This is a genomic window from Polaromonas sp. AER18D-145 (assembly GCF_002379095.1).
GTDB lineage: Bacteria > Pseudomonadota > Gammaproteobacteria > Burkholderiales > Burkholderiaceae_C > Polaromonas.
Map to the genome: position 1 here is coordinate 14,752 of NZ_NBZV01000020.1, position 20,726 is coordinate 35,477.

Below are 20,726 nucleotides of genomic sequence, written 5' to 3' on the forward strand. Positions count from 1 at the left end.
CGATAAACATCGGACTCAGGCCAGCAGCCGGCGTGCCGACCAGCGTTTGGCCAGGCGCGGCAGGATCAGTACCGCCAGTACCACCACGATCAGGATCATCGACATGGGCCGCTGCAGAAACACCATCGCACTCCCCTCACCGATCGACATGGCGTTGCGCAACTGGGCTTCGGCCAGCGGGCCCAGGATCATGCCGACCACGACGGGCGCAGTCGGGAAATCAAAGCGCCGCATCACCACCCCGAGCACACCGATGCCGTAGAGCAGGAACAGGTCAAACGCACTTTGCCGCATGCCGTAAACGCCCACCGTCGCAAAAATCAGGATGCCGGCATACAGGTAAGGTTTGGGAATCTTCAGCAGCTTGACCCACAGGCCCACCAGCGGCAGGTTGAGCACCAGCAACATCACATTGCCGATGTACAGCGAGGCAATCAGCGCCCAGACCAGGGCTGACGACGAGGTGAACAACTGCGGCCCCGGCTGGATGCCGTAGTTCTGGAAAGCGCCGAGCAAGATCGCCGTGGTGTTGGAGGTCGGAATGCCCAGTGTCAGCAGCGGAATCATGGCCGCCGTCACCGTGGCATTGTTGGCGGCCTCGGGGCCGGCCACGCCTTCGATGGCGCCGGCCGTGCCGAACTCGGCCTGGTCGCTGCCCTTGGCCAGTTTTTTCTCGGCGGCATAACTGAGGAAGGTCGGGATCTCGGTGCCGCCGGCAGGAATGCAGCCGAAGGGCGCGCCAATGGCGGTGCCGCGCAGCCACGCCGGCCAGGAACGGCGCCAGTCCCGGCCGGTCATGTGGACCCGGCTCATCTTGTTCTGCGACTCGACCACGCGGCCCTCGTAAAGCACGGCGTACATGGCTTCAGCCACAGCGAACAGGCCGACGGCCACCAGAACGATCTCGACGCCGTCCAGCAGCTCGGGCACCCCCCCGGTGTAACGCGCCTGGCCAGAAATCTGGTCCAGCCCGACGAGGCCCGCTGCGAGCCCGACAAACAGGGCCGTCAGGCCGCGCACCGTGCTTTTGCCGAGCACCGCACTGACGGTGGTGAAGGCCAGCAGCATCAGCATGAAATATTCGGGCGGGCCGAGCTTGACGGCCAGTTCCGCCACGATGGGCGCAAACAGGGTGACCATCACCGTGGCAATCGTGCCGGCCACAAACGAGCCGATGGCTGCGGTGGCCAGCGCCGCGCCGGCGCGCCCGCTCTTGGCCATGCGGTTGCCTTCCATGGCCGTGACCATGCTGGCCGTTTCCCCCGGCGTGTTCAGCAGGATGGAGGTGGTGGAGCCGCCGTACATGGCGCCGTAATAAATGCCGGCGAAGAAAATCATGGAGGCGGTGGCCTCGACCTTGGCCGTGATGGGCAGCAGCATGGCCACCGCCACGGCGGGCCCGATGCCGGGCAACACGCCGATGGCCGTGCCCAGCGCACAGCCCACAAAACACCACAACAGATTGACCGGTGTGGCCGCCGTGGCGAAGCCCTGCAACAGCTGATTGAAGATGTCCATGATTTACAACCAGCCCGATGAAGTGAGGCCTGGCAGGTTGATCGCCAGGAATTTCGTGAAGGTCCAGTACACCGGCGCGGAAATCGCAATGCCGATCAGCACGTCCTTGAGCCAGGCAACCGGCCGCCGGTCTGCCCTGCCTTCCGCACCGCGCAGCCCCTGCACGGCCAGCACAAAACACAGGGTGCAACTGAAAATGAAGCCGATGGTGGTGATCAGCGCGGCATTGGCCAGCAGACCCGCCGACACCCAGGCAAAGCCCGGCCAGTAGCCCTGGACCGCGTCCGTGGGCGCCTCCAGGGAGCGAAAGCCGCCGGTGCGCGCTTCACGCACGATGAAGGCGCCACAAATGAGCAGGGCCGCGGAAATCACCCACGGCAGAAAGTTCGGCCCGACGCCGCCATAGCCCGCCGCCGACGGGATGCTGACGGCACCTGCCGCCAATCCGAGGGCGAGCAGCACCACGCCGGCACCGACCACGGTCTGCAGACGGATTTGTGCAGAAGAAGGGGTTGCTTGTGTCATGAGTTGTCTCGTTGGAGTACGGACTGTCATCCCGGACTGGAGCCGGGATCCATGCGCATCAACTGCAGTCTTGCGTGCGCGAACATGGATGGCGGCACAAGGCCGCCATGACAAACCGAAGAGGCCGGTAGGGCAGGAACCTTAGACCATGCCCGCCTTGACCATGGTGGCACGCAGGCTGGCCATGTCATCATCGACAAACTTGTCGAAAGCGGCGCCGGTCAGCACGGCGGGCGTCCAGTTGTTTTTCTCGGAGGCTTCCATCCAGCTCTTGGATTTGACGGCCTTGAGAATCATCTCGGTCAGTGCCTGGCGCTCGGCAGCCGAGATGCCGGGTGCACCGTAAACGCCGCGCCAGTTGCCGATCACCACATTGATGCCCTGCTCCTTGAGCGTGGGCACGTTGACACCCTTGAGGCGGGTGTCGGAGGTGACGGCCAGCGCCTTCATTTTTCCGGTGTTGATGTATTCCGCAAACTCGCTGTAGCCGCTGCCACCCACGGTGACGTTGCCGCCCAGGATGGCTGCCGTGGCTTCACCGCCGCCCCGGAAAGCCACGTAGTTGATCTTGGAAGGGTCCACGCCGACTTCGCGCGCAATCATGGCCGCGGCGATGTGCTCGGTGGATCCGCGTGAACCGCCGCCCCACTTGACGCTGCCGGGGTCTTTCTTGAGCTGGGCCACGACGTCGGCCATGGTCTTGAATGGCGAGTTGGCGGGCAGCACAAACACGTTGTATTCGCTGGTCAGGCGCGCAATCGGTGTGACCTGCGACAGGCTGACAGGTGGCTTGCCGGTGATCAGGCCGCCGAGCATGACCGCACCCATGACCATCAGCGCATTCGGGTCGCCCTTGCTGCCGTTGATGAACTGGGCCAGGCCCAAGGCGCCGGCGGCGCCGCCCTTGTTGTCGTAACTGACGGTGGATGCGGCGCCCGAGTCCGTCAGGGCCTTGCCCAAGGCACGGCCTGTGGTGTCCCAGCCGCCACCGGGGTTGGCCGGAATCATCATCTTCACATTGGCGGCAGCCAGGGCCGACAGGGGGAAAGCCCCGGTGGCGGCCAGCGCGGCCAGGGATTTCAAAAAGGTATCGCGACGCATGCATGTCTCCTTGTAGTGTTGGTAACAGAGCGATGATGCGCCTTCTGTCTGTCAAACGGCTGTCCGAAAGCCCTAGGGAAAGTGCTAATGTCCTGCCCATGCTGACCACCATGAAATTGCTGCTGATCGAGGACGACCCTTCCATGCAGGCGGCGCTGCAGCGCGCCCTGGGCCGGCGCGGCATGGAGGTGCTGGGCTGCACCGACGGCCGCAAGGCGCTGGCGCAATGGACGACCGCCCAGCCCGATGTGGTGGTACTGGACCTGAGCCTGCCCGGGCTGGACGGCCTGCAGGTGCTGGAGCAGGCGCGCCGCCAGGGGCTGACCACCCCGGTGCTGATCCTGACGGCGCGCGGCACGGTGGGCGACCGCATCGTTGGCCTGAACCTGGGGGCCGACGACTACCTGCCCAAACCCTTTGATCTCGACGAGCTCGAGGCCCGGCTGCGCGCCCTGAGCCGCCGGCGCACGACGTCCAGCAGCGAGCCGGGGGCCGGCGACCACCTGGTGGGCCAGCTTCGTTATGAAAAGGAAAGCGGCGCCATTTATCACCGCGACCAGGTCCTCGAACTGACGCCGCGCGAGCTGGCCCTGCTGCAGGCCCTGATCGTCAAGCCCGGCCAGGCGGTCTCCAAGGAGAAGCTGTTCGAACTGGTGTTTCCCGGCGAGACTGATGTGCAGTACGAGGCCGTGGAGGTGGTGGTGTACCGCCTGCGCAAGAAAATGGCGCACACCGGCGTGACCCTGGTCACCTTGCGCGGCCTGGGCTATTTGCTGAAAGTGGATGCATGAGTGCAGACGCAGACAGGCCGCGGGCGGCATCCGGCGCCATCTCGCTCAGACGTTACCTTCTGCTCGGCATCCTGCTGCCGGTGGGCCTGCTGGTCACACTCAACACGGCCAGCCTGTACAGCCAGGCGCTGGGCGCGGTCAACACCGCCTATGACCGCACGCTGCTGGCCTCGGCCAAGTCGATAGGCGAGCAGCTGGACGTGAGCGGCTACGACGGGCAGTCCGAACTGCGCGTGACCGTGCCGTATGCGGCGCTGGAAGCCTTCGAGGCCGACAACCAGAGCCGGCTGTTTTACCGGGTGTCCAGCCTCACTGGCGAAATGGTGTCGGGTTATGCACAGCTGCCTTTCTGGCGCGGCCGCATTCCGGCCAAACCGCCTTACGCGGCGCTGGTCGATTTTTACGACGATGTGTATGCGGGCGACGCGGTGCGCGTCGCGGTCCTGCTGCAGCCGGTGGCCAGCTCGAACGGGCGCGGCATGGCCGTCATCCAGGTGGCTGAAACACTGGAACTGCGCACCACGCTGGCGCGAAAAATCCTGTTCGACACCCTGTGGCGCCAGGCGCTGCTGCTGGCCGTGATTGCCCTGGTGGCCGTGGTGGTGGTGCAGCGCGCCACGCGCCCGGTGCGCCGCCTCAGCGCCGAGCTGCAGGCACGGCCCGAGGGCGACCTGACGGCGATCGCCGCACCGGACGCGCCGCGCGAGCTGCTGCCGCTGGTCGACGCGACCAACGAGGTCATGGCCCGGCTGCAGCACCTGCTGGACAACCAGAAACGTTTTGTGCGCGACGCGGCGCACCAGCTGCGCACGCCGCTGGCGGTACTGAAGGTGCAGGTGCAGTCGGCGCTGCACGGCGACATGGACGCCCAGGTGGCGCTGGCCGAGATCAACCAGACCGTGGACCGCGCCACGCTGCTGGCTAACCAGATGCTGGCGCTGGCCAAGGTCGAGCAGCTGCGCCAGCAGGCGGACCTGGGGCCGGTGGACATGGACGCCATCGTGCGCGCGGTCGCGCTGGACCTGGCGCCGCTGATTGCCGAGAAGGATCTGGACTTTGACATCGAAACCAGGGCAGCCAGCGTCAATGCGCACGAATGGATGCTGGGCGAACTCTGCCGCAACCTGCTGCACAACGCGATCAAGCACAGCCAGCGCGGCGGCTCGCTGTCGGTGCGGCTCGTCACCGACACCCAGTACCTGGCCCTGACCGTCAGCGACAGCGGCCCCGGCATTTCGGGCGAACTGGCAGCACGCCTGTACCAGCCGTTTTCGGCCGGCAATGTGCGCCACGGCTCGGGCCTGGGCCTGGCGATCTGCCGCGAGATCACGCAGGCGCTGGGCGGCAGCATCACGCTGGAAAACCGCGAAGACCATGGGCGTATTGCCGGACTGGACGCGACCGTGCGCCTGCCGCTGGTACACAATGACGGGCAATGAAACACCGGCTTCCCTTTCCCTGGCATGGCGGTACACGCGAGGTGACCCATGCGTCTTGACAAGTGGCTGTGGGCCGCGCGCTTTTACAAGACCCGCTCGCTGGCGAGCGACGAAGTCGGCAAAAACCGCGTGCAGGTCAACGGCCAGGACGCCAAACCTGCACGTGAAGTGAAGGCCGGCGACACGGTGGCGATGCGGCAAGGGCCGGTCACGCGCACCGTGCTGATCCGGGGCCTGAGCCAGCAGCGCGGACCGGCGCCAGTGGCGCAGCAGCTCTACGAAGAAACACCGGAGAGCATCCAGCTGCGGGAAGCGGCGGCCGAGCAGCGCCGGCTGAACAATGAACCAGCCGGCAGCCTGGAGCACGGCCGCCCCACCAAACGCGACCGGCGCTCGCTGGACAAAGCCCAGGACAAGGCCTGGGGCGACCGTTGGAGCGCCTCGGCCGACTCCTGAACTGCTCCTTTTTTGATAGCTCCTTGCGCTTATCGGACAAGGGCTACATACCGATTTGCCTCACAAGAAGCAGCACCGACAACAGAACCTGTTTTGGCTGTTCTCCCGGCCTTGAGCCGGGGCCATGTCACCTGCAACAAGCGCCTACTTGCGCCCGCGCCGCAGGCGCAAACCCTGCATCCACCACACCAACCAGCCCAGCAGCGCCGCAGGAATGAACACCCAGTGGGTGGACGGCCGGGACGGATTCGGCAGCTTGAGTTCGACCACCTTGTAACCCTGCTCGACACCGAGCTTTTTCGCGCGGCTGCCGAACTTGACGGCTGCCACTTCCAGGTCCGTCCCGAGTTGGCTCAGTGTCACACCGCCATCGCGCAAGCGCTCCCTGCCCGTGGCGCCCTCGCCCATGGGCAAAGCCACGGTCTTGGTCTGCAGTTCACCGTCCAGCGTTTGCCCGGCAATAGCCACCACCAGCCACTCGTCCGTGCCTAACCCGTCCGCCACCTTGTAGATGTCGGCCGCCGGCGCCTTGACGTATTTCGGCGAGAACTGGTCAATCACCCAGTCGGGACGGAAGAACAGAAAGGTCGCCAGCAGCAGCACGGCCACTTCCGGCCAGGTGCAGCGGGTGCGGAACCACTTCATCGTCGCCGCAGCGAACAGCAGCGAAGCCGCCACCGCCGTCACACACACCAGCACCACATCCACCCAGGAGCCCAGGCCGATCAGCAGGATCTGCGGGTTGAAGATAAACACAAAAGGCAATACGGTGGTGCGCAGGCTGTACCAGGTGGCTTGCCAGCCGGTGGCATTCGGGTCTTCCCCGGAGATCGCTGCTGCCGCGTACGAGGCCAGGCCCACCGGCGGCGTCACATCGGCCAGAATCCCGAAGTAAAAAACGAACATGTGCACGGCGATCAGTGGAATCACCAGGCCGCTGCGCGCGCCCAGCTCCACAATCACCGGCGCCATCAGCGTAGCCACCAGAATGTAGTTGGCGGTGGTCGGCACGCCGGCGCCGATGATCAGGCAGATCGCCGCGGTCAGCAGCAACATCACCAGCACATTGCCAGCCGAGACCAGCTCGACGAAGTCGGTCATCATCAGCCCCATGCCGGTCAGCGTGATGACGCCGACGATCAGGCCGGCGCTGGCGCAGGCCACGCCTATGCCTATCATGTTGCGCGCACCCAGCACCAGGCCACGCCACAGGTCGGCCACGCCACGCTTGAGCGCAGACACGGCCGCCTCGGCCTTGCCGTCGGGCCGAAAAATGGACAGCATGAAGGGCTGCAGCACCACCATCACCATCACAGTGGCGGTGGCCCAGAAGGCCGACAGCCCGGGTGACAGTTCCTCGGCCATCAGGCACCACAGCAGCACGATGATGGGAATGAAAAAATGCAGGCCCGCGCGCACCGTCGGCCAGGGCAGCGGTAACTTCACCTCCCTGGCCAGCGGGTCGTCGATGGCGATGTCGGGATAACGCGCCGAATAGGCCATCAGCCCCACATAAGCCGCAGCGGCCAACACCGCCAGCGCCCACCCCGCCGCATCGCCTGCAAGGTACTGCACGCCGGTGATGGCGTAATACACCGCCGCGAAAGCCACCGCGGTGCCCGACAGTCCAAGCGCCCATCCCAGCGCACGCTCGCGCCAGGTCGGCTGGCGTTCGCGCACCAATGGTTTCAGGTCGTATTTGAGCGCTTCCAGATGCACGATGTAGAACAAGGCCACATAGGAAATGACGGCCGGCAAGGCCGCGTGCCGGATGATTTCAGAGTAAGGAATTCCAACGTATTCCACCATCAGGAAAGCTGCAGCGCCCATCACCGGCGGCATGATCTGCCCGTTGACTGACGAGGCAGCCTCGATGGCCCCCGCCTTGACGCCCGAGTAGCCGGTGCGCTTCATCAGCGGGATGGTGAAGATGCCGCCCGACACCACGTTGGACACCGACGAACCCGACACAATGCCATTGAGCGCCGAGGACACCACCGCCACCTTGGCCGGACCGCCGCGCAAATGGCCCAGCGTGGCCAGGGACACCTGCAACATGTAATTGCCGGCGCCCGCAATGTCGAGCAAGGTGCCGAACAGCACAAACAGGAAGATGAACTGCACCGACACGCCCAGGGCCACGCCGTAAACACCTTCGGTGGTCAGCCACATGTGCGAGATGAAACGCGACAGCGAAGCGCCCCGGTGCTGGATGACCTCGGGCATGTAGGGCCCGAGAAAGACAAAAGCCATGAACAGGCCGGTGGTCACCAGCATGCCAAAACCCATGGCGCGCCGGGTGGCCTCCAGCATGATGGCAACACCCACGACGCCGACCGCGATGTCCATGGTGGTCGGCGAACCGGGCCGGGTCGCCAGCTGGTTGTAAAAGAGAAAAAGATAGGCGCCGCAAAAAGCGCCGGCCAGCGCGAGCAGCCAGTCCGACCAGGGAATGATGCTGCGCGACGAACGCCTGAAAGCAGGGAAAGCGCAGAACGCCAGGAAGATTGCAAACGCGAGATGGATGGCGCGCGCCTCGGTGTCGTTGAAGATGCCAAAACCGACCATAAAAGGCAGCGGTGAGGCATACCAGAGCTGGAACAGCGACCATGCGCCGGCCAGAATGGCCAGACCCAGCCCGATCTTGCCACCCGGCTCACGCCCGCCCAGGTCGGCCTCCTTGACCAGTTGGTCGAGTTCTTCAAACGAATGTTTTTCGAGTTGCGCCATCAGGGCCCTCCAGGGCGTATTTTTCTGTTTTTCATTAAAAAGGGCCAGGAAACATGACGCTCCCGGCCCCCGTTCACCCACGCCGCAAGGTGTTTATTTGATCCAGCCTTTTTCCTTGTAATAACGCGCTGCACCTTCATGCAGCGGCGCGCTCAAGCCATCCTTGACCATGTTCTGCGGGTTCAGGTTGGCCAGGGCCGGGTGCAGCTTCTTGAACTCCTCAAAGTTCTCGAACAGGGCGCGGGTCACCTGGTACACCGTCTCGGGCGAGGTCTTGGCAGAAGTCACAACCGTAGCGAGTACGCCGTAGGTTGCGGTGGGCTGCGGGTTGTTCGGATACAGGCCGCCGGGAATCGTGACCTTGGCGTAATAAGGCTTGTCGGCCACCAGCTTGTCGACCACCGGGCCGGTGAGAGACACCAGTTTGGCACCACACGACGTGGTCGGGTCCTGGATGTTGGCTGAAGGATGGCCCACGGCATAGTAGAAGCCGTCGATCTTGCCGTCGCACAGGGCCGGGCCGTGTTCGTCGGCTTTCAGTTCGGAGGCCAGCGAAAAGTCGCCGAGTTTCCAGCCCATGCCGACCAGCAGCTCTTCCATGGACGAACGCGTGCCGGAGCCGGGGTTGCCGACGTTGAAACGCTTGCCCTTGAAGTCCTCGAACTTCGTGATGTTGGCTTCCTTGCGGGCCACCACGGTGAAGGGCTCGGGGTGTACCGCGAACACGGCGCGCAGGTCGCTGTAGGCGCCATCCTTGTACTGGCCCAGCCCCTTGACGGCGTTGTACTGCACGTCCGACTGCGTGAAACCGAAGTCCAGTTCGCCGGCCTTGATGGTGTTGACGTTGAACACCGAGCCGCCGGTGGACTCGACCGAGCAGCGGATGCCGTGTTTCGCGCGGTCCTTGTTGACCAGGCGGCAAATGGCGCCGCCTGCGGCGTAATACACACCGGTCACACCGCCGGTGCCTATGGTCACGAATTTCTGCTGCGCAACGGCCGGCGCAGACATCATGGCCGCGGCCATGGCCACAGCGGCACTCGCGGTGCTCAGGGCACTCAACGCAAACTTCTTGCTCATATCAGTTTCTCCAGGTTGTAAAACTTGTTTTTCAAACCGCGGCGATCGCGGCATCCATGGCCGAACCCAGACGCTCCACCACCATTGTCAGTTCGGCTTCGCTGCTGATGAACGGTGGCGCCAGCAGGACATGGTCACCATAACGGCCATCGACGGTGCCGCCCATCGGGTAAACCATCAAGCCGCGCGCCATCGCCTCCTTCTTGATGCGTGCATGCACTTTGCGTGCCGGATCGAATGGCGTTTTCTTTGCGCGGTCCTGCACCAGCTCGATGCCCCAGAACAAACCGCGGCCGCGGATGTCCCCGACATGGGGATGGTCGCCCCAGCTGCCCTGCATCAGCGTCTGCAAAAAGGCGCCCCGTGTGCGCACCTGGGCGATGAGCTGGTCGCGCTCGAACACCTGCTGCACGGCCAGCGCCGCCGCACAGGCAATCGCGTGGCCCAGGTAGGTGTGGCCATGCTGGAAAAAGCCGGTTCCATCCCGCATCGCATCGACAATTTTCTTCTGCGCCAGTACCGCACCAATCGGTTGGTAGCCGCCGCCCAAGCCCTTGGCCACGGCCAGCAGGTCGGGCGACACACCCTCTTGCTCGCACGCATGCAGGGTGCCGGTGCGGCCCATGCCGCACATCACCTCATCAAGGATCAGCAGCACGCCATACCGATCGCAGACTTCGCGCACCGCCTTGAAGTAACCCGGTACCGGCGCCAGCACGCCGGCGGTCGCGCCACCCACGGTTTCGGCAATGAAGGCGATCACGCGGTCTGCGCCTTTTTCAAGGATGGCGTGCTCGAGTTCCTGCGCCAGGCGCTGGCCATAAAGCTCCGGCGTTTCGCCGGCCCGCTGCTCGCGGTAGGGATAACAGGGCGACACATGGGTGGCCGGCATCAGGATGGGCGCGAAAGGTTCGCGCCGCCACTGGTTGCCGCCTATGGCCAGCGCGCCCAGGGTGTTGCCGTGGTAACTCTGCCTGCGCGCAATGAAATGCGTGCGCTGCGGCTGCCCGATCTCGACGAAATACTGGCGCGCCATCTTCAGCGTGGCCTCCATCGCCTCCGAGCCGCCGCTGACGAAATACACGTGGCTCATGCCTGGCGGCGCCGTCCTGATCAGCTGGGCAGCCAGTGTCTCGGCGACTTCGGTGGTGAAAAAGCTGGTGTGGGCATAAGCCAGCTTGTCGATCTGCGCATGCATGGCGGCCAGCACGTCGGGATGCCCGTGGCCCAGGCAGGACACCGCAGCGCCGCCCGAGGCATCGATATAACGCTTGCCATCGGCATCGGTCAGGTACACCCCCCGACCGCTGACGGCCACCGGCGGCGTGTGCTGCAGCTGGCGGTGAAAGACATGGGTGGAGGCTGCAGGCATGGTGCTTATTTCCTTGATGAAGAAGGAGTCATGGGCCGGCCGATGGCGGCCTTGTCGGCGCGTTCGTCCCAGTACGCGCCCTCGCTCTCCAGGCGGTCCTGCCGGGTTTGCAGGTGGGCCAGCACTTTGCGGCCGCCGCGCACCGCCACGGCGGCGGCCAGCGCTTCGGTCAATGCCAGGGCGCCGACCATGGAATGGAAATACGAGGGGCTGTCGGTCCGGAACAGCAGCGTGTGGGTGGCCGAGCGGGTGATCGGCGACAGGGCGCTGTCCGTCAGGGCCAGCACGTCGGCGCCCTGTGCCCGCGCCTTCACCACGGCCTCCACCGTCTGGCGTGTGTACGCGGCGGCAGAAGTGACCACCAGCAGGTCCCCCGGGCCGATGTCGCCGATCTGGTCGGTCAGCGTGCCGCCCAGGCCCTGCACCAGCACGCCGTTGGACGCCAGCAGGCCATAGGTGTAGTGCAGGTGCAGCGCCAGGCCATGGCTGGCGCGCAGGCCCAGAAAATAAACGCGCCGCGCCTTGAGCATGGCATCGGCCGCGGCCTCCAGCTGCACGGCCTGGTTCAGCCCGCTGACGGACGCGGTGTTGGCGTGTTGCGTTTCATTGAGCAGCGCCAGCCAGTCCTTGTCATGCCGCGCGCTGGCCTGCAGCACCTCGGCCCGCCCGGCATACCCCGCCTGCGCCGAAAAAGACTCCTGGCAGAGATGCTTGATCGCCTCAAAGCCCTGGAAACCGAGGGCCTGCGACAGCCGGCTCAGGGTCGCCGGCGCCAGCCCGGCCCGGCGCGCACATTCACGCATGGAATGCAGCGCCACTTCGCGCGGATGCGCCTCTATCCAGCGCGCCGCACGGAGCAGCTCCGGACTCAGGCCGTCAAGCGGGACGTTGGCAAACAGTGAGGAAGTCGGCATGAAACATTTGTATCAATATTTATCAAAATATAGCACAAGTGTTTCATACAACAAAACAGGCGCGGACCGCGCCCGGCAGTCCTCAGCCGCAGCGTACCCGCCGAATCACGCCGGCAGCGTCAAGCTCGAGGTTGAGCCGCTGGGCGTTGAACTCCATGGTGACGGCCTGGTTGGGACGCAGAACCCGCGCCATGTAGGAGCCCGAGCGCTGGCGCGCTTCCTCGACCACACTCGCCCCAGGCGCCTTGCCAATCGCGAACCGGGCACCGTCCGCATTGCAGGCCGTCCCCGGGGGAGCTGGCGGTATGGGGCTGGCACCCGTCGAGGGTGCACCGGGCGTGGCACAGCCGGCCAGAACGGCAAGACATGCCAGCGTCGCGCTGATCAGGGGGGACTTCAACAACATGGGGGCTCCGGAAGGTAAAACGCCACCATAACGTCTGCGCTCAGGCAGCGCCCGCATTTTTACGACTGGTTGCGACACGGCGCGCGGCACCACCTGGCGCAGGACAAAAAAAAAGCCACCTTGCGGTGGCTTTTTGTCTGGCGGAAACGGAGGCCGCCTCTATAACGACTTCCTAAAATCTCATGCCGTCTCACGCCCCCCTATTTCCCCAGTGAAGGCGGGGAATGTAGCGACTCTTTGAGGCTCTTGACGTATCATCCAATGTCATATTAAATGATGGGTGGCACGATGGGTTCCAATAATAGGCGGTTCTAAAGTGGCACGAAAAGCAAATGAAATAGGCGCGCTGGCTGCATCAAGGATTACCAAGCTCGGCATGAACTTCGTGGGGGGTGTTGCTGGCTTGGCTCTGCAAGTGCTGCCCACTGGTGGCCGTAGCTGGGTTCTGCGCATCACCATAGGCACCAAGCGCCGCGATATGGGGCTGGGGGGCTTTCCTGATGTGACGCTGGCTGGGGCAAGGGACGCCGCCCGCGCCGCCCGCGCCAAGGTCAAGCTGGGCATTGACCCAATCGATGAAGCCCGAGCCAAGGTGAGCCTGCTAAAAGCCAGCCAAGCTGCCGCTGTCACTTTCAAGCAATGCGCCTTGAGATACATCGAGGCCCACGAAGCCACATGGAAGAACCCAAAGAGCCCCGCGCAGTGGCGCAACACCCTGGAGACTTACGCCTACCCTGTCATGGGCGAGCTACTGGTGCGAGATGTTGGACTAACCCACGTCATGGCCGCACTGGAGCCCATTTGGAGCACCAAGACCGCCACCGCTACCCGAGTGCGCGGGCGCATGGAAAAGGTGCTGGACTGGGCGACGGTGCGCCAGTACAGAAAAGGGCAGAATCCCGCACGCTGGAGGGGGCATCTAGAAACGCTCCTGCCATCACCCAAGAAAATTACAAAGACCGAACATCACCAAGCCCTGCCAGTAAGCGACATGGGCGCATTCATGCAACGCCTGCGGAAAGTTCCGGGCACTGGCGCAAAGGCTTTGGAGTTCGCAATTCTCACGGCCGGCCGCTCTGGCGAAGTTCGTGGCGCTGCCTGGTCAGAGATTGACCTGGACGCCGCCGTGTGGACTATCCCGGCAAAGCGCATGAAGATGGAAAAGGAGCACCGTGTGCCGCTGTCTGATGCAGCCTTGGCATTACTGCGCGCCCAGCCCTGCATTGATGACAACCCGCTAGTGTTCCCCGCGCCGCGTGGTGGCGTGCTGTCAGATATGACGCTTACGCTGGTACTGCGCCGCATGGCTGTTTCAGCTGTTCCCCACGGGTTTCGCTCGACTTTCCGAGACTGGGCGTCCGAGCGTACCAACTACCCAAGGGACGCCGCAGAAATGGCGCTGGCCCACGCAATCGGCGACAAGGTGGAGGCCGCATATCGCCGGGGGGACTTGTTTAATAAGCGCCGCCGCATGATGGAGGACTGGGCCAAGTTCTGCGCCATGGTGGAGCCCAAGGGCGAAGTGATTCCCATGAACAATGCAAATCGAGGGTAAGAATTCTGAATAAGGATTCGAATCGTGCGTGCTGGTGATGCCTACCGGCTACTCCCTGCCCTGTTGATAACTTCACCCGTGCGGAGCTGTCTGACAGGTGCCTATATTTTCAGCAGGCGAGGGCCTCCCGCAAGCCCATGATTGCATTGAAGATTCCCTGAATGGGGAAAAATCTATGCACAATTTACACATTCCACTACGGGCGTTATGTTAAGTAATGGGTACGTTATATATCTTTTTGTACCCATTAAGGTAAATATAGGGTACACTTTGCAGCATAGTTTGACAACACAGAGCCTCCCCACCATGACACCTGAGCAATTCACGCTGGCGCTGGCCGCGCTGGGCTGGAAACAATCGGATTTTTGCCGCAAAACGGGCGTGAGTAAGAACACGCCTTCACGCTGGGTGAACGGCGAGACGCCGATTCAGTCATGGGTGCCCGCTTACCTTGGGGCTATGCAAGACCTTGCGGACCTACATGCGAAGTACGTAAAACCCGAAAGGGGTTTGCCCGACGCCTGAGCGGTACTCAGGAAAAAGACGGGGCCGAAGATGCGTCAACACCTGCCAGCCCCTAACCAAGCCAACCTGTTTAGGAGGAAAGCATGACTCTCTCTATTGTCGCCGACACGTACTCGCCCGATTCGCTGCCTGGCATCACCAAGTCTTCGCGGGGGTCCTGCGACATCTACAGCGGCACCGCCGAAGCACTCATCGCCGCCAGCATCATCGCCAGTGAGCAGCTGGAGCTCCAAAAGGGACGAGCGCCAGGTGTAACGGTGTTTCTCGCCCATGGTGAGCCGTGCCCGCCCCGCCTTCGCGCGTGGCGCGAACCCGGCTACAAGGCCATCCGACAGCAAGACGATGGGACGTACCGTGTGGAAGTCACCGCGTCAAAGGAGGTGCAGGCGTGGCGTCGCAAGGTAAAAAAGGCGGCGGAACACGAGCGCGAACAACAGCGCATCAATGAGGCGTTGGCCGAGTGCGGGCAGCAATTCCGCAACTGGAAGCTACAACATGGGTTCAGCGGTCACCCGGGCATTCCCGGCTCATGGCAGAACTCCTACGAGTGGTGGGAGGGCACCAAGGAGCAACTCCAAGAAGTGGGTATTGGTGTCGGACTGAAGTTCCCTGTCGCCACGGGCGCAACCGTATACATGTATTGCAAGTGCCCGCTTGGCTTTGATGTTCGCGTCTATCTTCCGGACAGCAGCTATGCACCTGGAAAGGCAACTGCTCGCATCTACACCGCTCAGAGCTGGTACGTCCCTCACGTCGAGGCTTCGAAGCAGTACGTCCAACACGCTCCTGGCGTGCTCCGCGAGGTGTGGGCGTTCTCCGGCTGGAGGAGCCGCGACTTCTACCATGGCAGCGCGGAGGCGTTTGTGACGGCCGGCCTTGTGCCGTCTCTCGACCTGTTCCCTGGACAGCCAGGCACGAACAAGGTCCAAGCGTCCTATTGCAAGGGATGGATTGCGGCCACGAGTTCACCACGGAGCAACTTTGAGGCGACCATCCGCAGGCGGGGCAAGAGCAACGAGTTCTGCGTGGAACTGCCGGTCACTTCGGCCGAGAGGGAAAGGCGCGAGGAAGCGTGCAAGCAACACGACCTAGAGCAGAGCGAGCGCGCCGGGGTGCTGGCTGCTGAACGGAAACAGCTTCGGCAAGGCGCAGAGCCCGAGAAGACCGTTGAGGAGTTTCGTGCGGACCGCGCCGAGAGGACGGAGTTTTCCCTGGATATCCTTTGGCAGACGGTCTTTGCCAAGTCTGATGGCGCACTGAGCTTCGACCTACGCGAAGGCAACGAGTTGCGGGATGGTCTGGCCGAAGCCTTCCAGACCATCCGCGACGCCGTGCAGGAAGCAGACATCCTGCGCGACAAGAAGCAAATTGCCGCTGCGCGGACCCGCATCAAGCTGGTGGCCGCCCGCAATGACAAGGGTTTGCAATCGCTGCTCCGGAACGCGCAGCACCTGCGCGTGGTGCAACCCTCTCCAAAGAAGTAGGGCTTCACAAGGCAGAATCAAAATTGCCCCAGCCTAGCCCGCGACTAATTACCGCTGGCGAAAAGTCGGACTCTTTCACCGACAGGCCGGGGCACCCAATGAAAGGCACTTTGAAAGGGTGCGAATGAGTCAGGAAACGAATAGCGAAAAGGTCGAATACATGTTGAGGGGGGGAACCCTGGCAGAGGCATTAACGTACCATGCCAGCCCTGAAACAGCGACGAGGCGGGCGCAATTGCTGGCGCTGCCCATAGAGGACATTGACCGGCTTTGTGCGGCTGAATTTGACGCCCAACGCAAGCGGACCGAGCAGGGGCGTTTTTACAACCAGTGGCAAGCCGAGGCCGACTATGAAACGTGGGCAAGGCTCGACCATTGGAGCCCCGACGAAGCCGTTGCCCTGCTTTTGGGCAAGAACCCTGACGTGGTTAGTTGGGGCTCCCTCAAAGACTATCGTCGCGATGATGAATTGGCTGAAGGGCAAATGCAAAGGCTCGGAATCGTAGCTGGTCAATTTAACGCTAGTCGCTACTTGGTCACACGGTATCTGGATTTTGCCTTTATCTTGAGCCGTGCCGAAGTCTTCATTCCGGTGGGCCCGTGCTCCTTCAATGTTGACCCCGTGGCGGCTTTGAACTGTGCAAGAGCGAAAAATATCCCCATTCCCGCGCCGTTGGAAGCCGCATTGGCAGGGAGAAAGCCGCGGCCCGTCCAAACCTTAGCAACCGCACCCGCGGCAGTAGTCACGCCAGAGCCCCAGCGCGAACCGGTGGTGTTTGAAAGTGCCAGCGATGCGCCGGCCAGTAAGGTTTGGACTGATGAGCGCAAGGCAGACGCCCGCGCATACCGCGAAAAGCACGGTCTAAAAAAGACTGCCGAGTACTACAGAGTGTCCCAAGCCACTATTTCAAAGCACATACCCGCCGAAAAAGAAAAGCCAACGGTGCTTGGTCCCTGGGGTGGGTTGAGAAAAAAATAACCCGCAAGGGGTTGCGAGGGGGTTGCGGTTTAGTCCGTTCCCTCAGAGCGAAAAACCGCATCCGCAAGGGGTTGCGGTTTGACCGCAACGGGGGTTGCGCCAACAAAGTTCATTCCGTTCATTCACTACATGCAACGGGGCTTCATGGCAACAATTACCGCTTCAACCTTCGACAACCTGCCCGCAACGGGCTTCATACGTCAGGCCCAACTCATACCCGATGTTGTGCCGTTCTCTTCAGCCACCCTGTGGAGAAAGTGCAAGGCTGGCAAATTTCCTAAACCGGTAAAACTGTCCGAGCGCGTTACGGCGTGGCGTGTCGGCGATGTTCGGTTGTTTCTGGACGCGCAACAGGGAGGTGCCAAGTAATGAGCAGCACCCAAATTTACCGACACCCGGACGGATTCGATATTAGCTTTGCGCCAGGGCTGCTGAATGTGACAAACGATGACGGGGACAGCGTTGCTGTTCCGATTGGGCTGCTTGGAATCACGAAGCGGGTCGGCAAGCTGAACGCCATTGGCGACGATGCCGTCAATCTGGCAGAGCAGGCCGGGGCTGGTATTGCGATTGACTACCTGAACGCGATGCTGGCCACGAGAGCCCAAGTCGAGCGCGTTGCGGCAATGCAAACCGCCATTCTTGACCTGCAACGCCTGCCGCATCCAGGGCACGCCGCAAGGGGCGCGGCTGCGGCGATGCTGAATGTGCTTAAGCGTGGTTTGGGGTTGTCTAAATGAAAACGCCCGGAACCCCTGAAAAAGAAGAACCGAGCGCTCCGAACAAGCCGAAGTTTACTGGAACCGATAACCCGCGTCACCTGCGAGCCATTGCCGCACTGTTACGCCGCCCCATGCCGCGGGAATCGCTAGACAAGGAATCTGGCGCATCCAATGGTCCCGAACTGGTGGCAGAGCTTCGCCGCCGCGGGCTCGATGTTCCGTGTGAGCGCATCCGGTTTATTGACCGTGATGGCTACCCCTGCCGTCCTGGTGTTTACAGCCTGACTATTGACGACCGCCGCAAGGTTTACCAATGGCAAGCCAAGCAAGGGGGCGCCGCATGAAGAGAATCTCTGCACCAGGCGCTGCGGGCGAGACCGGCGAACAGCTTTCATTCCTTCCGCCGCCGCCATTTAATCCGGCATGGCCAACCCGTGGAAGCTTGGCCGATAGAGCGCTGGGTATGTTGATGGATGGCCGGATGATTGACCATCCCGACTTTGAAAACAGCACGCAAAGCTGGCGACTCGGGGCCGTGGTGTTCACGCTGCGCACGCTGGGCTGGCCGATTGAGACCATCGAGATTCCTAGCCCGACAGAGCACAGCCCCGACCGGGTAATTGCGCTGTATCGCCTTGATGGAAAGTACACCGCGCAAGCCTTGGCGATGAACGGGAGGGCTGCTCGTGTTAGCTGACACCGACCGCGCCATTGATGCGCTGCAAGCCATACCACCCGACCTACCCCGTGATGAATGGGTGCGCGCTGGTATGGCCGCCCAAGCTGCCGGGCTCGACTTTGACGCCTTCAATGACTGGAGCTCCGGGGCTGGGAACTACAGCGAACAGGACGCCCGCACTACGTGGCGAAGTTTCAAGCCGGGTAAGGGTGTGGGGGCTGGAACCTTGTTCAAGCTGGCCGCAGAAAACGGCTGGCGCATTGGTGCCGACAAACCCCGAGCAAGGGCCGCAAAGCCCGTACAGCGCACCGCACGCCCTTGCGTGGCCGCTGTGGACGTGTGGGCACGCTGCGAGCCTGCAACGCCTGAGCACGGCTACCTCGTGGCAAAGCAAGGCACGCCGGACGGGTTGCGCGTGGTGCCTGCTGGTGACGCTCTGACCATTGCCGGGCAACGCATGGCCGGGGCCTTGGCTGTGCCAGTGCACAAACTTGATGGCACGTTATCGAGCCTGCAATTTATCCCGCCGCCTGGTGCTGGAAAGAAACTCAACCTGCCCGGCGGGGATATGGCCGGGGTGTTCATCGTGGGCGAACTGCTGCCCGGTGGTGCCGCCTACATCGTGGAGGGTATCGGCGCTGCATGGGTTTGCTGGAAAGCAACGGGCCGCGCGGCCGTCGTGTGTTTCGGAGCTGGCAATATTCGCCGCGTGGCTACTGACCTGCGAGCGCGTGACGCATCCGCCCGGCTGGTGCTGGTGCCTGATGTGGGCAAGGAAAGCCAAGCTGAGGCAATCGCCCGCGATGTGGGCGCCGCTGTGGTGAACATGCCTGATGGCTGGCCGAATAACGCGGACGTGAACGACCTGGCCCAGCGTGACGGGCTCGACGTGCTGGACGTGCTGCTATCGAGCGAGCCGCCCAAGCCGGAACCGCGTTACAAGCTGCTTGGCAGCGCCGACCTGCACGCCCTGCCGCCGCTGGCTTGGCGCGTCCGTGGCGTGTTGCCTGCCGAGGGCTTGGCCGCACTGTATGGGCCGAGCGCATCCGGTAAATCGTTTCTCGGGTTCGATGCTGCCGCCGCTATTGCCGAGGGCCGTCGCTGGTTTGATTGCCGTGTGGAAGCCGCGCCCGTGGTCTATGCCGCATTGGAAGGTGAAGCCGGGTTCAAGCTGCGTGTGGCTGCATGGGAAGCCCACACGGGCCGCGCCTTGCCTGCAGGCTTGTCTATGGTGCTGCAGTCGTTCAAGCTGACCGAGCCCCAGGACGTGCAAGACCTGGCCGCTGTGGTGCCTGCTGGCGCTGTGGTGTTTCTCGACACGCTGAACCGGGCCGCCCCGACTGCTGACGAAAACAGTTCAAAGGATATGGGCGAGATTCTGAGCGCCGCCAAGGAACTGCAAAGCCTGACAGGCGGGCTGGTGGTGCTGATTCACCACACGGGCAAGGATGCGACCAAGGGGCTACGCGGGCACAGTTCGCTATTCGCTGCGATGGATGCCGCTATCGAGGTTTCACGCGATGGCGACCGCCGGGAATGGCGGGTGGCCAAAAGCAAGGACGGGCAGGACGGGGATGCGCACCCGTTCAAGCTGCAAATCGAGATGCTGGGAGCTGATGACTACGGCGACGCCATTACATCGTGTGCGGTGGTGCCTGACCATGCCGCCCAGGACGTGCGAGCCGTGAAGCTGCCCCAGGGTGGTAATCAACGGCTGGTGCTGGATGCCCTGCGACCGATGTTCAAGGATGGCACGACAGGCAAGCCGGGAGCGCCGCCGCTGCGCCCGTGCATTGAACTGGAGGCCGCCGTAAGTGCTGGGGCTGGCCGGTTGACGTGCCCGACCGACCGCAGAGCTACCCGCACCAGAGAGGCAATCACGGGGCTGGTTTCCCGTGGTGTGATGGGCTTAAACGAGAGCTGGCTGTGGCTGAACTGAATAACCGAAGTTCACCGTTTTCGCCGTTTTCGGTGGATTCCGTAACCGAAGTTCTCCCCCCCCCATATAGGGGGGAGAAAGTTCGGGGATTTTTCGGGGGCTGTACCAATGCCTGATTTATTCGGCCTGGAGCAACAGCCAAAGCGAAGCACCGCGAACTTAACAAAGGTAAGCAATGAAAAAAACGCCTAATCCACAATTGGCACGGGCCATCAATCGACAAGCGCACATGCTGGCCGCGCAATCGTTCGCCGCAATTCGCGGGACGCTGGAAAAAAAGGCCCGCGCCATGCTGCAAGGGGGCCATAGCCTGGAGGAAACGATTGGGTTAATACAAGCAGAGAGGACATGGCAGGGAGACCCGACCTGTGGACGCCTCTAATTGCGGAGCATTACGCGTGTGTATGTGCCCGCGCGTGAATTATCTGACATGTACGCATAGGCGCGCGCATCCGCGCGCGAGGCAATCATTTGCTGGTCGCGCACTTTCCGCGCAATCCGCGCAAGTGCA

General features: G+C 62.8%; 21 protein-coding genes. 13 read left to right on the plus strand and 8 right to left on the minus strand.

The window, feature by feature from the left end:
- Positions 1-15: 15 nt before the first annotated feature.
- The 3 genes from B7G52_RS11680 to B7G52_RS11690 form a co-directional block, all read right to left on the minus strand.
- Positions 16-1,518 (minus strand): tripartite tricarboxylate transporter permease, encoded by a 1,503-nt coding sequence (locus B7G52_RS11680; protein WP_096697767.1) that lies wholly within the window; start codon positions 1,516-1,518, stop codon positions 16-18.
- 3 nt (positions 1,519-1,521) lie between these two features.
- A complete protein-coding gene (locus B7G52_RS11685) occupies positions 1,522-2,043 on the minus strand; it encodes a tripartite tricarboxylate transporter TctB family protein (protein WP_096697768.1) in 522 nt (173 codons plus the stop codon).
- Between the two features lie 141 nt (positions 2,044-2,184).
- Positions 2,185-3,144, minus strand: coding sequence for a tripartite tricarboxylate transporter substrate binding protein (locus B7G52_RS11690; protein ID WP_096697769.1), 960 nt, complete (start codon positions 3,142-3,144; stop codon positions 2,185-2,187).
- Between the two features lie 98 nt (positions 3,145-3,242).
- On the opposite strand from B7G52_RS11690, the gene B7G52_RS11695 reads away from it, so the two are divergent.
- Genes B7G52_RS11695 through B7G52_RS11705 form a run of 3 tightly spaced genes read left to right on the plus strand, consistent with a single transcriptional unit; the run spans position 3,243 to position 5,830 of the window.
- Entirely contained in the window at positions 3,243-3,935 is a 693-nt protein-coding gene (locus B7G52_RS11695; protein WP_240523417.1) for a response regulator transcription factor, read from the plus strand.
- Entirely contained in the window at positions 3,932-5,374 is a 1,443-nt protein-coding gene (locus tag B7G52_RS11700) for a sensor histidine kinase (RefSeq protein WP_096697770.1), read from the plus strand. Before B7G52_RS11695 ends, B7G52_RS11700 begins: the two co-directional genes overlap by 4 nt.
- 48 nt (positions 5,375-5,422) lie before the next feature.
- On the plus strand, positions 5,423-5,830 hold the full coding sequence (locus tag B7G52_RS11705) for an RNA-binding S4 domain-containing protein (protein ID WP_096697771.1): 408 nt from the start codon (positions 5,423-5,425) through the stop codon (positions 5,828-5,830).
- 144 nt (positions 5,831-5,974) lie between these two features.
- Here the strand turns inward: B7G52_RS11705 and B7G52_RS11710 are convergent, their stop codons facing one another.
- The 5 genes from B7G52_RS11710 to B7G52_RS11730 form a co-directional block, all read right to left on the minus strand.
- Positions 5,975-8,560, minus strand: coding sequence for a TRAP transporter permease (locus tag B7G52_RS11710; protein WP_096697772.1), 2,586 nt, complete (start codon positions 8,558-8,560; stop codon positions 5,975-5,977).
- Positions 8,561-8,653: 93 nt separating this feature from the next.
- On the minus strand, positions 8,654-9,640 hold the full coding sequence (locus B7G52_RS11715; protein ID WP_096697773.1) for a TAXI family TRAP transporter solute-binding subunit: 987 nt from the start codon (positions 9,638-9,640) through the stop codon (positions 8,654-8,656).
- Between the two features lie 31 nt (positions 9,641-9,671).
- On the minus strand, positions 9,672-11,012 hold the full coding sequence (locus tag B7G52_RS11720) for an aspartate aminotransferase family protein (RefSeq protein WP_096697774.1): 1,341 nt from the start codon (positions 11,010-11,012) through the stop codon (positions 9,672-9,674).
- 5 nt (positions 11,013-11,017) lie between these two features.
- Complete coding sequence (locus B7G52_RS11725; protein WP_096697775.1) at positions 11,018-11,926, minus strand: MurR/RpiR family transcriptional regulator; 909 nt, start codon at positions 11,924-11,926, stop codon at positions 11,018-11,020.
- Positions 11,927-12,008: 82 nt separating this feature from the next.
- Positions 12,009-12,332 (minus strand): I78 family peptidase inhibitor, encoded by a 324-nt coding sequence (locus B7G52_RS11730; RefSeq protein WP_096697776.1) that lies wholly within the window; start codon positions 12,330-12,332, stop codon positions 12,009-12,011.
- Positions 12,333-12,648: 316 nt separating this feature from the next.
- On the opposite strand from B7G52_RS11730, the gene B7G52_RS11735 reads away from it, so the two are divergent.
- The 10 genes from B7G52_RS11735 (at position 12,649) to B7G52_RS11780 (ending at position 20,597) form a co-directional block, all read left to right on the plus strand.
- Positions 12,649-13,887 (plus strand): site-specific integrase, encoded by a 1,239-nt coding sequence (locus B7G52_RS11735; RefSeq protein WP_096697777.1) that lies wholly within the window; start codon positions 12,649-12,651, stop codon positions 13,885-13,887.
- A gap of 306 nt (positions 13,888-14,193) precedes the next feature.
- Positions 14,194-14,412 carry a helix-turn-helix transcriptional regulator gene (locus tag B7G52_RS11740; RefSeq protein WP_141397436.1) on the plus strand — a complete coding sequence of 73 codons (219 nt, stop codon included), beginning with the start codon at positions 14,194-14,196 and terminating at the stop codon, positions 14,410-14,412.
- 83 nt (positions 14,413-14,495) lie between these two features.
- Positions 14,496-15,896 carry a hypothetical protein gene (locus B7G52_RS11745; RefSeq protein ID WP_096697779.1) on the plus strand — a complete coding sequence of 467 codons (1,401 nt, stop codon included), beginning with the start codon at positions 14,496-14,498 and terminating at the stop codon, positions 15,894-15,896.
- 124 nt (positions 15,897-16,020) lie between these two features.
- A complete protein-coding gene (locus B7G52_RS11750) occupies positions 16,021-16,875 on the plus strand; it encodes a hypothetical protein (protein WP_096697780.1) in 855 nt (284 codons plus the stop codon).
- A gap of 144 nt (positions 16,876-17,019) precedes the next feature.
- Complete coding sequence (locus tag B7G52_RS11755) at positions 17,020-17,244, plus strand: AlpA family transcriptional regulator (RefSeq protein WP_096697812.1); 225 nt, start codon at positions 17,020-17,022, stop codon at positions 17,242-17,244.
- Positions 17,244-17,615 carry a hypothetical protein gene (locus tag B7G52_RS11760; RefSeq protein ID WP_096697781.1) on the plus strand — a complete coding sequence of 124 codons (372 nt, stop codon included), beginning with the start codon at positions 17,244-17,246 and terminating at the stop codon, positions 17,613-17,615. Before B7G52_RS11755 ends, B7G52_RS11760 begins: the two co-directional genes overlap by 1 nt.
- Entirely contained in the window at positions 17,612-17,941 is a 330-nt protein-coding gene (locus tag B7G52_RS11765; protein WP_096697782.1) for a hypothetical protein, read from the plus strand. The genes B7G52_RS11760 and B7G52_RS11765 overlap by 4 nt, the downstream gene beginning before the upstream one ends.
- A complete protein-coding gene (locus B7G52_RS11770) occupies positions 17,938-18,294 on the plus strand; it encodes a hypothetical protein (protein WP_141397437.1) in 357 nt (118 codons plus the stop codon). The genes B7G52_RS11765 and B7G52_RS11770 overlap by 4 nt, the downstream gene beginning before the upstream one ends.
- Positions 18,284-20,215: an AAA family ATPase gene (locus tag B7G52_RS11775; protein WP_240523418.1), complete on the plus strand. Its 1,932-nt coding sequence runs from the start codon at positions 18,284-18,286 to the stop codon at positions 20,213-20,215. Before B7G52_RS11770 ends, B7G52_RS11775 begins: the two co-directional genes overlap by 11 nt.
- A 175-nt stretch (positions 20,216-20,390) precedes the next feature.
- A complete protein-coding gene (locus tag B7G52_RS11780) occupies positions 20,391-20,597 on the plus strand; it encodes a hypothetical protein (protein ID WP_141397438.1) in 207 nt (68 codons plus the stop codon).
- Positions 20,598-20,726 lie beyond the last annotated feature (129 nt).

Excerpts from the sequence above, each read along its gene's own strand:
- B7G52_RS11705 (WP_096697771.1), top strand. The coding sequence starts at position 5,423 with ATGCGTCTTGACAAGTGGCTGTGGGCCGCGCGCTTTTACAAGACCCGC.
- B7G52_RS11685 (WP_096697768.1), bottom strand. The coding sequence starts at position 2,043 with ATGACACAAGCAACCCCTTCTTCTGCACAAATCCGTCTGCAGACCGTG.
- B7G52_RS11765 (WP_096697782.1), top strand. The coding sequence starts at position 17,612 with ATGAAAACGCCCGGAACCCCTGAAAAAGAAGAACCGAGCGCTCCGAAC.
- B7G52_RS11740 (WP_141397436.1), top strand. The coding sequence starts at position 14,194 with ATGACACCTGAGCAATTCACGCTGGCGCTGGCCGCGCTGGGCTGGAAA.
- B7G52_RS11755 (WP_096697812.1), top strand. The coding sequence starts at position 17,020 with ATGGCAACAATTACCGCTTCAACCTTCGACAACCTGCCCGCAACGGGC.
- B7G52_RS11720 (WP_096697774.1), bottom strand. The coding sequence starts at position 11,012 with ATGCCTGCAGCCTCCACCCATGTCTTTCACCGCCAGCTGCAGCACACG.
- B7G52_RS11700 (WP_096697770.1), top strand. The coding sequence starts at position 3,932 with ATGAGTGCAGACGCAGACAGGCCGCGGGCGGCATCCGGCGCCATCTCG.
- B7G52_RS11710 (WP_096697772.1), bottom strand. The coding sequence starts at position 8,560 with ATGGCGCAACTCGAAAAACATTCGTTTGAAGAACTCGACCAACTGGTC.
- B7G52_RS11745 (WP_096697779.1), top strand. The coding sequence starts at position 14,496 with ATGACTCTCTCTATTGTCGCCGACACGTACTCGCCCGATTCGCTGCCT.
- B7G52_RS11780 (WP_141397438.1), top strand. The coding sequence starts at position 20,391 with ATGAAAAAAACGCCTAATCCACAATTGGCACGGGCCATCAATCGACAA.
- B7G52_RS11760 (WP_096697781.1), top strand. The coding sequence starts at position 17,244 with ATGAGCAGCACCCAAATTTACCGACACCCGGACGGATTCGATATTAGC.
- B7G52_RS11770 (WP_141397437.1), top strand. The coding sequence starts at position 17,938 with ATGAAGAGAATCTCTGCACCAGGCGCTGCGGGCGAGACCGGCGAACAG.
- B7G52_RS11750 (WP_096697780.1), top strand. The coding sequence starts at position 16,021 with ATGAGTCAGGAAACGAATAGCGAAAAGGTCGAATACATGTTGAGGGGG.
- B7G52_RS11730 (WP_096697776.1), bottom strand. The coding sequence starts at position 12,332 with ATGTTGTTGAAGTCCCCCCTGATCAGCGCGACGCTGGCATGTCTTGCC.
- B7G52_RS11680 (WP_096697767.1), bottom strand. The coding sequence starts at position 1,518 with ATGGACATCTTCAATCAGCTGTTGCAGGGCTTCGCCACGGCGGCCACA.
- B7G52_RS11715 (WP_096697773.1), bottom strand. The coding sequence starts at position 9,640 with ATGAGCAAGAAGTTTGCGTTGAGTGCCCTGAGCACCGCGAGTGCCGCT.
- B7G52_RS11725 (WP_096697775.1), bottom strand. The coding sequence starts at position 11,926 with ATGCCGACTTCCTCACTGTTTGCCAACGTCCCGCTTGACGGCCTGAGT.
- B7G52_RS11695 (WP_240523417.1), top strand. The coding sequence starts at position 3,243 with ATGCTGACCACCATGAAATTGCTGCTGATCGAGGACGACCCTTCCATG.
- B7G52_RS11690 (WP_096697769.1), bottom strand. The coding sequence starts at position 3,144 with ATGCGTCGCGATACCTTTTTGAAATCCCTGGCCGCGCTGGCCGCCACC.